This window comes from Halobaculum sp. XH14, assembly GCF_032116555.1.
Lineage (GTDB): Archaea > Halobacteriota > Halobacteria > Halobacteriales > Haloferacaceae > Halorarum > Halorarum halobium.
Genome location: NZ_CP134949.1, coordinates 1537190 through 1551402, shown reverse-complemented (window position 1 = coordinate 1551402; position 14213 = coordinate 1537190). Strand labels below are relative to the sequence as shown.

The 14213-nt window shown below is 70.5% G+C and carries 16 protein-coding genes; 7 read left to right on the top strand and 9 right to left on the bottom strand.

Annotated elements, in window-relative coordinates; all coding sequences use genetic code 11:
• Positions 1–245 precede the first annotated feature (245 nt).
• From RJT50_RS07910 to RJT50_RS07895, 4 genes are all read right to left on the bottom strand, one after another.
• Complete coding sequence (locus RJT50_RS07910; protein WP_179168318.1) at positions 246–440, bottom strand: cold-shock protein; 195 nt, start codon at positions 438–440, stop codon at positions 246–248.
• Between the two features lie 83 nt (positions 441–523).
• Positions 524–1171: a DUF6517 family protein gene (locus tag RJT50_RS07905; protein ID WP_313695687.1), complete on the bottom strand. Its 648-nt coding sequence runs from the start codon at positions 1169–1171 to the stop codon at positions 524–526.
• Between the two features lie 195 nt (positions 1172–1366).
• A complete protein-coding gene (locus RJT50_RS07900) occupies positions 1367–2185 on the bottom strand; it encodes an enoyl-CoA hydratase/isomerase family protein (protein ID WP_313695684.1) in 819 nt (272 codons plus the stop codon).
• Positions 2182–3117: a 3-hydroxyacyl-CoA dehydrogenase family protein gene (locus RJT50_RS07895; RefSeq protein WP_313695682.1), complete on the bottom strand. Its 936-nt coding sequence runs from the start codon at positions 3115–3117 to the stop codon at positions 2182–2184. The genes RJT50_RS07900 and RJT50_RS07895 overlap by 4 nt, the downstream gene beginning before the upstream one ends.
• Positions 3118–3380: 263 nt before the next feature.
• Here RJT50_RS07895 and RJT50_RS07890 point away from each other — a divergent pair, with 263 nt between their 5' ends.
• Both RJT50_RS07890 and RJT50_RS07885 read left to right on the top strand, forming a co-directional pair.
• Complete coding sequence (locus RJT50_RS07890; RefSeq protein WP_313695680.1) at positions 3381–4370, top strand: transcription initiation factor IIB; 990 nt, start codon at positions 3381–3383, stop codon at positions 4368–4370.
• 76 nt (positions 4371–4446) lie between these two features.
• Positions 4447–4626 (top strand): DUF7836 family putative zinc-binding protein, encoded by a 180-nt coding sequence (locus RJT50_RS07885; RefSeq protein WP_313695678.1) that lies wholly within the window; start codon positions 4447–4449, stop codon positions 4624–4626.
• Positions 4627–4682: 56 nt separating this feature from the next.
• On the opposite strand, the gene RJT50_RS07880 is transcribed toward RJT50_RS07885, so the two are convergent.
• Complete coding sequence (locus RJT50_RS07880) at positions 4683–5090, bottom strand: translation initiation factor IF-2 subunit beta (protein ID WP_313695676.1); 408 nt, start codon at positions 5088–5090, stop codon at positions 4683–4685.
• A gap of 235 nt (positions 5091–5325) precedes the next feature.
• Here RJT50_RS07880 and RJT50_RS07875 point away from each other — a divergent pair, with 235 nt between their 5' ends.
• Positions 5326–5559: a UPF0058 family protein gene (locus tag RJT50_RS07875; RefSeq protein WP_313695674.1), complete on the top strand. Its 234-nt coding sequence runs from the start codon at positions 5326–5328 to the stop codon at positions 5557–5559.
• A gap of 113 nt (positions 5560–5672) precedes the next feature.
• Here the strand turns inward: RJT50_RS07875 and RJT50_RS18655 are convergent, their stop codons facing one another.
• On the bottom strand, positions 5673–6239 hold the full coding sequence (locus RJT50_RS18655; protein ID WP_425499714.1) for a DUF555 domain-containing protein: 567 nt from the start codon (positions 6237–6239) through the stop codon (positions 5673–5675).
• A 106-nt stretch (positions 6240–6345) separates the two neighbouring features.
• Between RJT50_RS18655 and RJT50_RS07865 the strand changes: the two genes are divergently transcribed.
• A complete protein-coding gene (locus tag RJT50_RS07865; RefSeq protein ID WP_313695671.1) occupies positions 6346–7275 on the top strand; it encodes a sulfide-dependent adenosine diphosphate thiazole synthase in 930 nt (309 codons plus the stop codon).
• Positions 7276–7278: 3 nt separating this feature from the next.
• Positions 7279–8628, top strand: a complete 1350-nt coding sequence (gene thiD, locus RJT50_RS07860; protein WP_313695668.1) for a bifunctional hydroxymethylpyrimidine kinase/phosphomethylpyrimidine kinase — start codon at positions 7279–7281, stop codon at positions 8626–8628.
• 65 nt (positions 8629–8693) lie between these two features.
• Here the strand turns inward: thiD and RJT50_RS07855 are convergent, their stop codons facing one another.
• Together RJT50_RS07855 and RJT50_RS07850 are read right to left on the bottom strand one after the other, a co-directional pair.
• Complete coding sequence (locus RJT50_RS07855) at positions 8694–9608, bottom strand: DNA-3-methyladenine glycosylase family protein (protein WP_313695665.1); 915 nt, start codon at positions 9606–9608, stop codon at positions 8694–8696.
• Between the two features lie 33 nt (positions 9609–9641).
• Positions 9642–11135, bottom strand: coding sequence for an APC family permease (locus RJT50_RS07850; protein ID WP_313695664.1), 1494 nt, complete (start codon positions 11133–11135; stop codon positions 9642–9644).
• A 337-nt stretch (positions 11136–11472) separates the two neighbouring features.
• Here RJT50_RS07850 and RJT50_RS07845 point away from each other — a divergent pair, with 337 nt between their 5' ends.
• Positions 11473–11706 (top strand): DUF8015 family protein, encoded by a 234-nt coding sequence (locus RJT50_RS07845; protein ID WP_313695663.1) that lies wholly within the window; start codon positions 11473–11475, stop codon positions 11704–11706.
• A gap of 39 nt (positions 11707–11745) precedes the next feature.
• Positions 11746–12744: an ornithine cyclodeaminase family protein gene (locus RJT50_RS07840; protein WP_313695661.1), complete on the top strand. Its 999-nt coding sequence runs from the start codon at positions 11746–11748 to the stop codon at positions 12742–12744.
• Between the two features lie 58 nt (positions 12745–12802).
• On the opposite strand, the gene RJT50_RS07835 is transcribed toward RJT50_RS07840, so the two are convergent.
• Positions 12803–14110: an MFS transporter gene (locus RJT50_RS07835; RefSeq protein WP_313695660.1), complete on the bottom strand. Its 1308-nt coding sequence runs from the start codon at positions 14108–14110 to the stop codon at positions 12803–12805.
• Between the last annotated feature and the right edge of the window lie 103 nt (positions 14111–14213).

The following is a 14213-nucleotide window of genomic DNA, read 5'->3' as shown; positions in this document are numbered from 1 at the left end:
TATCCATGGTAACATTTAACAGGATGACGTCCGTCAGACGGCACGATGGTCGGCAGCGCGTTCGTCTGTTCGGAATGTTCCCGCTCGGTCAGCGTCCTCTCGTACAGGGCCGCCTGCCCGGACTGTGGCGCCTCGCTGAAACACCCGCGGTAGCGACGCCGTCGGCACTCACCGACCGATCACCGTAAAAACGGAACCGCCCGCGGCGACGAGTGAACCCGAGCGAGTCGGGTCCCCGTACTCTCCTACAGCCGCTGGAGGTTCGTCGCTCGCGGACCCTTGTCGGCCTGTTCGATGTCGAACTCCACCTCCTGCCCTTCCTCGAGGTCCGGACCGCCGACGTCCTCCATGTGGAAGAAGACGTCCTCGTCCGCGTCCTCGCTTTCGATGAAGCCGTAACCGCCCGTGTCGTTGAAGAATGCGACCGTTCCTTTCGCCATTCGCGCTTACCTCGCCATACGGTAGGGAGCGTCTGACGTATATAGCTATGGGTCAACCGGGTCCGAATTCACCCGAACCCGGATCAGGCGGGGTGTTCCAGGCTCTCGGTTAGCGAGACGACGGTCGGCCGCTCCTCGCTCTCCCGCCGCTTGGGGTACATCCCCATCGGGATGACGAAGTCATCCTCGTGTTCGGTTCGACCGACGTGGATGTACACGTCGACCTCCTGGCCGTCGACGGTCGCGGTCGCCTCGAACTTGTCGAGCTCGACGTCGCTGCCGAGCGTTCGGACGGTCCGGCCGTCCACGCGGGTGGGCTCGTCTAACCCCTCGTACTGGCTCGTGAGCAGCGAGACCAGCTTCTCGTTCGAGTAGTCTTCCACCGGGTTGAGCGTCTGGCCCGCGACCGTCACCTTCGGGCTGGAGATGGCCGCGAACACGGCGAGGCGCGCCTCGCCGAAGAGCGGGTTGTCGACGGTCTTCTGGTAGGTCGTGATCCGGTTGGTCACCTCGACCTCGCGCGTCTGGCCCGCCACGGTGAACTCCCGTGTTTGCGTCCGTGCCTGTGGCCCCTCCGTCTCGTAATCGGTCTCGCCGACCGTGCTCTCCGCGGCCACGGCCGGTTCCGCGGCGAACGAGAGCGACTGCTCGCCCGTGATGAATCCGAGACAGCCCGCCGTCGCCGTCGTCAGTGCGATGCCGGCCCCCCCGAGTAGCTGTCGTCGACGCATGGACCCGCGTTCCGACGGCCGCCGCATAAGTCGTGTGGCAGCCTCGTGAACAGGACCCACGACCCGGAGCAGTGGCGGAGCCGACCGATCGAGCCTGAACGGGCCGAACGGCCGTCATCACCAGCAGCCCGTCGATTGACCACCATCCACTGGCCGGCGGTCACGAGGGCCTCCCCGTCGCTCGGCTCCCCCCGTTCACTCGCCACGCCAGTCGGGCTCCCGGTCCTCGAGGAACGCGCCGATGCCCTCGTTCTTGTCGTGGCTGTCGAACAGGCCGACGAACAGTTCGCGCTCGTAAGCCAGTCCCTGTCGCAACGATCGATCCGCTCCGCCCCGAACCGCTTGCTTCGCGCGTCGGACGGCCAGCGGGCTCTTCTCGGCGATCGCCCCGGCGAGGTCGTCGACGCGGCCGTCGAGTTCCCCTTCGGGGACCGCTTCCTCGACGAGGCCGAGTTCGGCCGCCTCGGTCGCCTCGACGAGTTCGCCCGACAGGATCAGCTTCAGCGCCTGGCCCTCGCCGACGAGCCGCGGGAGCCGCTGGGTGCCGCCGCCGCCCGGGATGAGTCCGAGGCCGATCTCCGGCTGCCCGAGCTTCGCGCCCTCGGCGGCGATGCGAACGTCACAGGCCTGCGCGAGTTCACAGCCGCCGCCGAGCGCGTGGCCGTTCACGCGGGCGACGACTGGCTTCGGGCACTCGGCGACGACCTCGTAGACGCGCGGGAACGAACTCGCCTCGCGCTGTTCGACGGCGCTCCGCTCGTGGAGCTCGGTCACATCCGCGCCCGCGACGAACGCGCCCGAGTCCTCGCCCCCGGTCAACACGACGACGCGGACCGAATCGTCCTCGGCGATCGCGGCGAAGACGGACTTCAGTTCGGACCGGACGGTCGCGTTGAGCGCGTTCCGCGCGTCCGGTCGGTCGATGGTGACCGTCGCCACGTGCTCGCCGCGACCGCCGACCTCGGCGGCGACGAACTCGTTCCCCTCGGCAGCAGCTTCGGCGGGCGTCGTCATCGTCCCCCCGTCTCGGCGTCGTCCACATCCCGTTCGCCCGCGGCTCCGTGCCCGCCCGAGACGCCGACGACCTCGCCGTCCTCCCAGACGTAGAACCCCTCGCCGGTCTTGCGGCCGAGCTTTCCGGCACGGACTTTCCGGCGGAGCAGCGGCGGCGGCGCGAATCGCTCGCCGAGTTCCTCTCGGAGGTGCTCGAGGATGTCGAGGCGGACGTCGAGGCCGACGACGTCGGTGAGTTCGATCGGACCCATCGGGTGCCGATACCCCAGTTCCATCCCGGCGTCGATGTCGCGCGGACCGGCGACGCCTGCCTGGAGCATCCGGATCGCCTCGACGCCCTGCATCGCGCCGAGCCGCGAGGTCGCGAAGCCGGGCGTGTCCGTGACGGTGACCGCGGTCTTGCCGAGCCCCTCGACGAACGATTCCGCCCGCTCGCGCGTCGCGGCGGTCGTCTGTTCGGCCAGCACGACCTCCACGAGCCCCATCGCGTGGACCGGGTTGAAAAAGTGGAGCCCGACGGCCCGGTCCGGCCGCTCCAGGGCCGCCGCGATGCCGGTCAGCGGGAGCGAGGAGGTGTTCGAGCCGACGAGCGCCCCGTCGGGGAGGTGCGCCTCCGCCCCGGAGAGCACGTCCCGCTTGAGGTCGACGTCCTCGGGCACGGCCTCGATGGCGATGTCGGTCCCGGCCGCCGCCGACTGGAGGTCGGTCGTCGTCTCGATCCGGTCGAACGCGGCGTCGGCCCCCCCTGCCGACAGCTTCCCGCGCTCCACGCCGCCGGAGAGCGTCGACCTGATCTCCTCGCTCGCCTCGGCGAGCACGTCGTCGTCGACGTCGCGGAGGCGGACGCGATGGCCGGCCGTCGCGGCGGCGTGGGCGATGCCCCGACCCATCGTCCCGGCCCCCAGCACGCAGACCGTTCGAGTGTCGTCCATGCGAGATGGGCCGGCGTCCCGGACCAAAAGTCCGCTGGGTGTCGGGCCGACGGCTGCCACGACGGACGAATCAGTTAAATAGTCCTCTTCGCGGGAGAACCGCCCCACCAATCCGGGGTCGAATCAGGAAAATCGAACGGTATAGTGCGTGTGACTGCCGTACACGATTTCGAAATGTTTATATACTTCTGTCCCTCACTATAGGTAAGGACGACTGCCGTCGGAACCCTTTCTTCCACCGGTCGTGGTCGCTCCGGGACGCCATGACGGAAACCAGAACCACCATCAGCAACTACGAGCGCGAATCGAACGTCGAGTCGCAAGAGGCCGAGACGCGAGGGGCCGAAACGCGGGAGCGAACCGCCTGCCCCGAGTGCGGCGGGACGGTCGTGACCGACGAGGAACACGGCGAGACGGTGTGCCGGGACTGTGGGCTGGTGGTCGAGGAGGACGCCATCGACCACGGTCCCGAGTGGCGGTCGTTCGACGACGGACAGCGGACGAACAAGTCCCGCGTGGGCGCGCCGACGACGAACATGATGCACGACAAGGGGCTCTCGACGAACATCGGCTGGCAGGACAAGGACGCCTACGGGAAGGCGCTCTCCTCGCGCCGTCGCCAGCAGATGCAGCGGCTCCGCACCTGGCACGAGCGGTTCCGGACGCGGGATTCGAAGGAGCGGAACCTCAAACAGGCGCTGGGGGAGATCGACCGGATGGCCAGCGCGCTCGGCCTGCCCGAGAACGTCCGCGAGACGGCGTCGGTCATCTACCGGCGCGCGCTCGCGGACGACCTCCTGCCCGGCCGGTCGATCGAGGGCGTCGCCACCGCGAGCCTCTACGCTGCCGCCCGCCAGGCCGGCACCCCCCGCTCGCTCGACGAGGTCACGTCGGTCTCGCGGATCGACCGGATGGAACTGACCCGGACGTACCGCTACGTCGTCCGCGAACTCGGGCTGGAGGTCGCGCCGGCCGACCCGGCCCAGTACGTCGGGCGGTTCGCCTCGGCGCTCGACCTCTCGGACGAGGGCGAATGGCGAGCGCGGGAACTCCTCAAGGGCGCACAGGAGGACGGCGTGACGAGCGGGAAGTCGCCCGTGGGGCTCGCGGCCGCCGCGGTGTACGCCGCCGCCCTGCTCACGAACGAGTCGGTGACCCAGAGCGAGGTCAGCGAGGTCGCGGGCGTGAGCGAGGTGACCATCAGGAACCGGTACAAGGAGCTCCTGGAGGCGGCCGAGGGCCGGACGGCGTAACCCGACAGTCCCGGAGGAGTTCCCGTTTTTTCGGCCGCGAAAAGGTTTATTGACCGGCCCGCCGACGGATCGGCGTATGGTCGAGGCGTTCATCCGACTGATCTGTCCGGAGTGTTCCAAGGACTGGGAGGAGAACCCGACCGAACTGCCCGCCCACCGGGAGAACTACTCGTGTCCCTCCTGTCACGCGACGCGACGCCTCGCCGAGTTCATGCGGACCGAACGCGACCTCGAGGCGTTGAAGCAGTTCAACTGATCGGTCGCCGTTCCCCGCCGATTCTCCGAGGCGATTCGGGAGCGACCAGGAACGAACTATCGCTCCTCGACCGTCGTGACCGCACCACAGGCAGCACACTTCAACCGGGTCGCGTCCCCCTCCGTCAGGAGGTCCGTGTCCGGGAGCCCGCAGTCCGGACAGACGACGTACGTGTCGGCGTACTCCCGGAGTGCCGTCGAGATCCGGCCCCGTTTGAACTCGCCGGTCAGCCGCCCGCGGCCCCGGTCGTCGACGCTCCCGGCGGTGCCCACCGCGGACTGGAGGAACTGGAGGACGTGGCCCGGGTCCCTGTCCAGCGTGTCCGCGATCTCGCCGAGGTTGTCGACGACCGTGACGCTCCCGTCGACGCGGACGACCGGTTCCGGCACGTCGAACCGGGAGTCGGTTCCCTCCGCATCCGGCGACTCCTCGACTGCGCGGTCGAGCATGTCGTCGTAGACCATGCCCCCAGGAAGGGGCGCGGGCGGGAAAACGTTCGCGGCGGCTCGACGGGTGGGAGCGACCGGCGGGGAACCGTCGGAACGAGCCGATAAGCGGCACTTACCACGCGTCCGGCACGAAAGCCACGGGAATCGGCCCCTCACACGAGTCAACCCGCGAACCGTTAATCTATCGGGAACCGTGCTAACGACCCTCAAGATAAGCATTTAACCCTCCGGTCGCAATCCAAGTTCGTCCATGAAGAAGCAGGAACTCATTCACCTGCACGGCCTTCTCGCCGAGGTACGAAGCGAGTGTGAAGCACGCGATGCGGATCTCGACCTCACCGAGTACGAAACACTTGGCGTGAAGCCGACATCGATCCACAAGTCGAAGACAGACCACAAAGCAGCAGTGTTCAAACTGGCCGGAGGAATCACCTCTTCGGTCGTCGAAGCGGAGTCCGAGCCGGTCGCCCCGACGGCCGACTGAGCCAGTTACACTTCCTCAACTCACCACGCTCGTCGAGTGGCGACGCCGTTAGTAGTTCGTTTCTCAGGGGCGACTGCTCCCGACACCGGTTCGAACCGTGACCGCTCGGAGCCTCAGCCGTCCTCGACCATCTCCTCGAACCCGGGGAGGAGATCGTCGTCCGGGTCGTCGGCCGAATCGTCGTCGTCGGTATCGGAGTCGCTCTCCCCTCTGCCGGCCGAGGCACCGCCGTTCGAGTTCGACCCCGAACCGTCGCCCTGAGCCACGTCCTCCGAACCGTCACCGCGGTTCACGTCCCCCGAATCGTCACCGCGGCTCTCGTTCCCCGAATCGTCCTCGTCCGTCTCCACGACCTCGCTCACGTCGAGCACTTTCAGCGGGATGTTTTCGAGCCGCTGTCCGATCTCCTTTCGGGCGATGCGGGACGCGTGTCTCGTCCCCTCCACGTTGAAGACGGTCAGCGCGAGTTCGAGGGCGACGAGCGCCTCGTCGGCCGCCACGAAGGCGGGGGGTAACTCCTCCCCGCCGGGCGACCGTCGCTGCCCCGTTGAGATCTCCACGTAGTTGAGGTCCGGGTTCAGCATCTCGCCGGTCTTGGCGATGGCGATGCGAACCGCTTCGTCGGTCGTCTCGACGTCGTACACCGGGACGGCGGCCTCGACGACGACCCTGCAGTCCATTGCACCCAAACGTACCGATGCTGGCGGCATGAAGCTTCGGCCGGCGGCTGCCGCTCGACGTCGGCCGGTGACAACGTTTATTATTTGGTGGTATTACTAGGTGTTCATGGAGTTCGACAGTTTCGGCGACGCGGACGAGGCGAGCGTGACCCGAGCCATCGCCGACAGCTGGCACGAGGAGTTCATGGACAGCACCGAGGCGGAGGTCATCGTGGTCGGCGGCGGTCCCTCCGGGCTGACGGCCGCAAAGGAGCTCGCCGAGCGGGACGTCGACGTCACCGTCGTCGAGAAGAACAACTACCTCGGGGGCGGGTTCTGGCTTGGCGGGTTCCTGATGAACAAGCTGACCGTCCGCGAGCCGGCCGAACTGATCCTCGAGGAGCTCGGCGTTCCCTACGGGGGGACCGACGAGGCGGACGGGCTCTACGTCGCGGACGCGCCACACGCCTCCTCGGCGCTCATCGAGGCGGCCTGTGACGCCGGGGCGCGCGTCCAGAACATGACCGAGTTCACCGACGTGGTGATCCGGGAGAACCACCGCGTCGCGGGCGTCGTGATGAACTGGACGCCGGTCCACTCGCTGCCCAGGGAACTGACCTGCGTGGACCCCATCGCCGTGGAGGCCGACCTCGTCATCGACGCCACCGGGCACGAGGCCGTCGTCGTCTCGAAGCTCCACGAACGCGGGGTCGTCGACGCGCCGGGCGTCGAACACGCGAGCGAACACGACGCGGGCATGGACACCACTGCCGAGGGCGAGTACGGCGCGCCTGGCCACGACTCCCCGGGCCACGACTCGATGTGGATCGCCGACAGCGAGGACAAGGTCGTCGAAGAGACGGGATTCGTTCACGAGGGCCTCATCGCGGCGGGGCTGGCGACGGCGACGACCCACGGGCTCACCCGGATGGGGCCGACGTTCGGCGCGATGCTCGTCTCGGGCAAGCGAGCGGCTGAACTCGCGCTGGCGGAACTGGACGTGGACGCACCGCCGGTCGAACTCGGCACCCGTCCGCCCGCGCCGGCGGACGACTGACCCGTGCCAGCGCCCGTCACCGCCTATCGGCCCGTGGCACTGACGGTCGCGGGGACCGACAGCAGCGGCGGCGCTGGCGTCGCCGCCGACCTCGCGGCCATGAACGCGTGCGGCGCGTTCGCCACCACCGCGGTCACCGCGGTGACGGCCCAGAACACGACCGGCGTCGAGTCGGTCCACCCGGTTCCCCCCGAGACCGTCGCCGCACAGGTCCGCGCGGTCACGGCGGATCTCCCGGTCGCGGCGGCAAAGACCGGGATGCTCGGGGACGCGGCGACGGTGCGAGCCGTCGCCGAATCGATCCCGGCCGAACTCTCGCTCGTCGTCGACCCGGTCGCGGTCGCCGCCTCGGGCGCGACGCTCCTCGATGACGACGGACTGGTCGCGCTTCGGGACCGCCTCCTGCCCCGCGCGACGCTCGTCACGCCGAACGTCGCCGAGGCGGAACTGCTCACGGGCCGGGCCATCGCCGACGTCGACGACGCGGTTGACGCGGCGCGGGACCTCCGTGAACTGGGGGCCGACGCGGCGTTCGTGACCGGCGGCCATCTCGACGGCGATCCGGTCGACTCCTTCGCGGGACCGGACGGCACCGAGCGGTTCGCGGGCGACCGCGTCGACACCGACGGCACGCACGGAACCGGCTGTACGCTCTCGGCGGCCGTCGCGGCCGAACTGGCCGGCGGCGCATCCCTCGCCGAGGCCGTCGCGGAGGGGAAGGCGTTCGTCGCTGCCGCCCTCGCCCGATCGCTCCCGTACGGCGACGGCCCCGGACCCGTGAACCACCTGGGGGCGACGCTGACCGAAGCCGCGACCCCGGACGCCTGCGAGCGACTGCGGGACGCGGTCGGCAGGCTCACGGCGGCCGGCGACGCGGTCGGCGCTGTCGTCCCGGAGGTCGGGATGAACGTCGCGCTCGCGCCACGGTGTGCGAGCACGCCCGACGAGATCGTCGCGGTCGACGGGCGACTGCGACGCACCCGCGACGGCATCCGAGCCGGCGGGGACGTCCGCCGCGGGGCCTCGGACCACCTCGCACGGCTGCTCTGTGGCCTGCGCGCCGAGGACCCGGCGGTCCGGGCGGCCGCGAACGTCCGTCCGGACCCGGCCGTCGTCGACCGACTGCGCGATAAGTACGAGGTCACCACTCTCGACAGGCGCGAGGAACCCGACTCGACGGACGGGACGATGGACTGGGTCGCGGAAACGGTCGTGTCCGACGGGGCGCTCGCGCCGGACGTCGTCGTCGACGACGGCGCACACGGGAAGGAGCCGATCGCGCGGATCCTCGCGGAGTCGGCCGACGAGGTCGCCGACAGGGTGTTGACCGCCGCGGGCGTCGCGGACCGATAAGCCGTCGAAGGCCGGACGGGTCGTCGGTGAGGTCGATCCGACGGTCACGCACCGCCGGCTTCGGGTCAGTCCCCGCCGGCGCGGAGGTAGTAGAACAGATACGTCTGCGCGTAGCCCGCGTACTCGCCGCCGAGTCGCTCGCGAATGGCACGCGAGGTGGCCGCGTAGTTCCCGCGATCACAGTCCGGGAAGTGGTCCGCGATGGCGGTCCTGATCCAGGTGTCGAGCGGGACCGCCTCGAGGAAGCCGAGCGAGAACAGCAGCACGCAGTCGGCCACCTTGTCGCCGACGCCGACGAAGCGGGTCAGCGAGTCGCGCGCCTCCTCGTACGGGAGCCCCACGGCGTCGGCGGGGTCGGCCTCGCCGTCGGCGACCATCTCGGCCGTGCGCTGGACGTACGGCGCGCGGTAGCCCAGCGCGAGGTCGCGGAGGTCGGCCTCGGTCCGCGCGGCGAGCTGAGCGGGCGTCGGGAACGCGTGGACGACATCGCCGTCGAGTTCCATCCCGTCGCCGTACGTTTCCGCGAGCCGCAACTGCATCCCGTGGATGCGCGAGACGCGCATCTGGGCCGAACAGATGAACGAGATCAGGCAGGCGAACGGCGGGTCGCGGACGAGTCGCATCCCCTCGTAGGCGTCGAACGCACGCTCCAGCAGCGGCAGGGTCGGCGTGGCCTCGCGGACCGCGTCGAGGTCGTCGTCGAGCCTGAGGAGGTGCGTGAGGATCGGCACGGCGTCCGTGGTCGACTCCCACTCCAGCCGGCCGTCCGCCAGGCGGACCCGAACGGCCGCCCGCTCGTCGTTCACGTCGTCCATCGGCGGGACGACGGTCTCGTACCAGTGGTCGCCGCCGTGGACCGACAGCGACTCGTACGTGCCGCCGTCCCTGCGCCGCCAGAGGTAGGACTGGCCGCTCTCGACGGTCGACTGCAGGTCGAACGGGCCGGCGAGGTCGGCGAGGGGAATCGCGCCGGTTTCCATCGTCGGACCGGAGCGGCCGCAGGGGTGAGGCGGTTACGGTTCGCGGCCGGAGCCCGACAGCGGCGGGAGGGTGATGCCGTTTGCGTCCCGATAGTCACGCAACACGAAGAGGACGCCGACGCCGAGCAGTTCCCAGGCCAGCAGCGCCGGCACGGCGCTCGCCAGCGGATCCCGGACCAGATCGAAGCCGAGCACGACGAGTTCGACCCGGTGGAGCGTCCAGGAGAGCACCGTCGCCGGGTCCCTGATCGCCGGGACGGCGAGGATCGAGAGCGCCGCGAGGCCGCCACCGACCGCCAGTGCGGCACGCAGGCGAGGACCGGGGCGTATCGAGCACTCCGCCCACCGGTCCGGACTGCGGTGCGAGAGCGCCGCCGCGGTGACGACGACGGCGAGATACGCGACCGCGAGCCCGGGAACCGCGAGATACACCGCCGGCGCGAGGACGCCGAACAGGCAGATCGCCGCCGCGCCACCGTAGGCGAGGACGAGCCCGGCGGTGACAGGATCGACGGGGGGATCGGGCCCGACGAGCTCCGCGAAGCCGGCCAGCGTTCGCGAGGCCGGGAACCCGAGCGCGACGAGCGCGGTCCACGCGAACACCAGGCCCACGAGGGCCGTCACCGGTCCCGGGTCGAGCGGGAGGTACGCCGCGACGGCGTCCGCCGTCGGCACGCCCGCCTGCGTGAGTCGGATCCAGTTGACGACGCCGAGCGAGACGAACGTCGCGAGCGCCGTCAGGAACGTCAGCGTCGCCGTCGCCAGCAGGATGCCGACGGGTCGCTCGTCGGTCCCCCCGTCCCCGACGCTGGCGGCGGCGTCGACGCCGACGAACGCGAACAGCGCGATCCCGACCCCCTCGATGAACCGGGGGAGCGCCCGAGCCCGCAGGTCGCTCGTGGGGAACAGCGGGTCGTAGTTCGCCGGGACGAACTCGCCGACGCCCGGCACGAACGCGAGCGCGAGCGCGAGGGTCGCGCCGCCGAGCAGCGCCCAGACCGGGACCGCCACGGCCAGCATCGCACGGCGGGCACCCAGCAGGTGGACCCCGAGCGCGAGCAGGCAGGCCAGGGCGGCGAGCGGTCCGGGCGGGAGCGACGGGAGCGGGCCGACGAGCAGCTCGACCGCCGAACCGGCGTCGGTCCCGCCGAACCCGGTCCCGAGCGTTCGCGTCCCGGCCGGGAGCACCCCGAGGTGGCCGAGCCAGTTCGCCACCAGCGCGAGCAGCGCGACGTAGGCCGCGACCGACGGCCACGCGGCGGCGACGCCGACCGTCCGCGAGCCCCACGTCCGCGACACCGCCCGATAAACCAGGCCCGTCCCCGCCCCGAACGGTCCCGACGCGAGCACGGCGAACGCGGCGCTGACGCAGGCGATGGCGCCGCCGGCGACGAGGAACGTGAGCGGGGTCGGCGGCCCCACGACCGGACCGACCCGCTCCGGGACGAACAGGAGCCCCCCGCCGAGGGCTCCCGCGAGCCCGACGCCGGCGACCAGGAACGCCCCGACGCCGGCTTCGCGGTTCATGACGGCTGCAGGGACGGTGACGACAAAAGACCCCTTGGCCGGCGTGGCGCTCAGCCGGGTCCCGCAGGCGCCGACCACGCTCGGGGCCCGCGTCGGGACGTTTGCCGAGGGGGTCGCGGCGAGCTTCGACGGGCCCCTCCCGCCGCGAAACCGGCACCTACCGGCCCATTGTCAACAGTTACCAAGCGGATGCCACCGGACGGGAAGGGGGAGTTATCCGATCTGGAAGCTTGCGTTCTCCATAAGTTATGAGTGCTATCCTCATTCTCGACCCGAGAAGTATAGGGTACGTATGCAAAACAACTATATGACCGGTGACCATAGTGTGTAGTACATCATGACCGGATACCACGACTACGTTCTCGGCCTCATTCCCGCCGCACTGCTCGGAGTCACCGCAGTTCTCGCGATGGGCGGGTTGTCCGTTCAGGCGGCCGTTCCCGTCGGTGGTGGTGTCTCCGCGCTGCTGATCGCGCACGCGATGTTCGTCCGCGGGCCGACGACCGCGACCCCCGCCGAGGGGGCGGTCCGGACCGAGACGGCGACGGCGTCGCCGCCGAACGCCGACTAGGCGACAGTTCTTATCACCCCGGCCGTCGAACCGCGGTTCATGACCCAGGCGCTGTTCCTGTCGAGCGACGAGGTCGCCGACCTCGCGACGCCCGCAGAGTACGTCGACGCCGTCCGCGACGCCTATCGGCAGATCGGCGAGGGCGCGCCGGCCGAACCCCGGACGAAGCTGGTCAACGACGACCCGCCCGGCATGTTCACCGCGTACGCGGCCATCCTGCCGGAGACGGGCGCGATGGGCGGGTACATGTACTCGGCCGGGTTCGGCGAGCGGGACGCCTGGTTCATGACGCCGCTGTTCGACGCCGAATCCGGCGAGCCGCTCGCGCTGCTGGACGGCGCGTCGATGAACCCGTTCAAGACCGGCGCGGCGGGCGCGGTCGGCGTCGACGCGCTGGCGCGCGAGAACGCCTCGTCGCTCGCACTCATCGGGAGCGGCGCACAGGCGCGCGGCCAGTTGAAGGCCACGGCGACGGTCCGTGACCTCGAGACCGTCTGGGTGTACTCGCCCACGAAGGAGCACCGCGAGACGTTCGCGGGCGAACTGAACGCGTCAGTGGACGCGTCCGTGGCGGCCGTCGCCTCCTCGGCGGCCGCGATCGAGGACGCCGACATCGTCGTGACCGCGACCAGCGCGGCCGAACCGGTGTTCGACGGCGACCAGCTCGAACCCGGCACCCACGTCACGGCGATGGGCCAGTACGACCCGGCGAAGCGCGAACTCGACCACGCCGCGATCGAGCGAGCCACGTACGTCCCCGACCTCCGCGCCAGGGCGACGACGGACGCCGGCTCGTTCCTCTCCGCGCTGGAGGCGGGCGTCGTCGACGAGGATCACGTCCACGCCGAGCTCGGCGAGGTCGTCGCGGGCGTCGAGCCGGGCCGGACCGACGAGGAGGAGATCACTATCTTCGACTCGGGCGGCACCGGCATCGAGACCGCCGCGGCCGCACACCTGCTGTACGAGAAGGCAAGCGAGGAGGGGCTCGGGACGCCGATCGACGTCTCGCGCGCGAGCCAGGCGCTCACCGGCGAGTGAGCCGAACCGGCGACGCTCCCGATGCGGACGGTCCACCGCGGCGGGCGGTCAGCCGGGGTCAGTCCGCCGTCGCGGGCGTGGGCTCGTCGGCCCGCCGCCGTTCGCGGACGTGGAGCGCGAGCGCGCAGGCGACGGCGACGACGCCGCCGAGCGTGACGAGGCCGAACGCGACCCGGTAGCCGGCCTCGGTGTAGGCCCGCGCCCCGTCGATGACCTCCCCGGTCCAGTAGGCGTCGAGGACGACGCCCATCACCGCCGGAAACACCGCCGCGCCGGCGTACGCGAGGCCGTTCACGGTCCCCGTCGCCGCGCCGCTGTCGTCGACGTGCCGCTCCTTGGCGACCGTGTACGCGACGGACGCCCCGCCCGTGACGAACATCGCCGTGAAGAACGCGGCGGCGACGACGACGAGCGGCGGCGTCACCGTGAGGAAGACGACCGCGTACGAGCCACAGAACAGGAGACAGGAGGCGAGGATCACCTCGGTCCGCCGGCCGAGCCGATCCGAGAGCGCGCCGAACGTCGGCGAGCCGAGCGCGAAGCCGACGTTGGCCGCCAGCACCGTCAGCGCGGCCGTGGCGACCGACACGTCGTAGAGGTTCACGATGTACGGGACCCCCCAGAGCCCGACGACGGTGAAGTTGAGCCCGATGACCAGGAACAGCATCGTCCCCATGAGCCAGGTGTCGAGGTCGGCGAGCACGCGCCGCGCGCCGGCGAGGACGTCCCGGAGCGCGGCGGCGTCCTCCCCGCCGTCCGGTTCGCCCTCGACGCCCTCGTGGGCTGCCGCGTCGGCCTCCGTCGGGCGGTCCTGCACGACGACCGCGACGAGGACCGCCGCGACAAGCATCGTCCCCGCGCTGGCGAGGAGCACGACGCGCCAGCCCGCGGCGCCCGCGACGATTGCGAGGGGCGTGGTCGCGAGGATGCCGCCCAGCCCGGCGGCGGCGATGGTAAAGCCCGTCATCGTGGCGAACTCCTCGGGCGCGAACCAGTTCGCACAGAAGCGCAACACCGCGACGTAGATGACGCTGCCGCCGAAGCCGGCGAGCGCGCGGCCGAGAAAGCCGACCGCGAGCGACCCGCTCGCTGCGAACACCGTCACCCCGACGGCCATCCCGACCAGTCCGCCGGCGACGACCCTGCGGGGGCCGTAGCGGTCGGCGACCAGTCCCGCCGGGAGCTGTGCGGCGGCGTAGATGTAGTAGAACGACGAGTGGAGCAGGCCCAGCTCGGCGGCCGTCGTCGAGAAGTCCGCCGCGAGCTCGCCCGCGAGGACGGCCGTCGAGTTCCGGAAGAAGTTCACGAAGAGGAAACCGAACGCCAGCGCCGCCCACATGAGGTGACGGCGGTCGAATCCTGCCATGGGTGCTCGTGTCACAGGCGGCCCTTAGCGTTGGTGCCCCCGGCGAACGCCGGCCGGGACGGAGGAGTTCGGCCGGGTCGGCCGGATCGGCCGAGTCGGATCG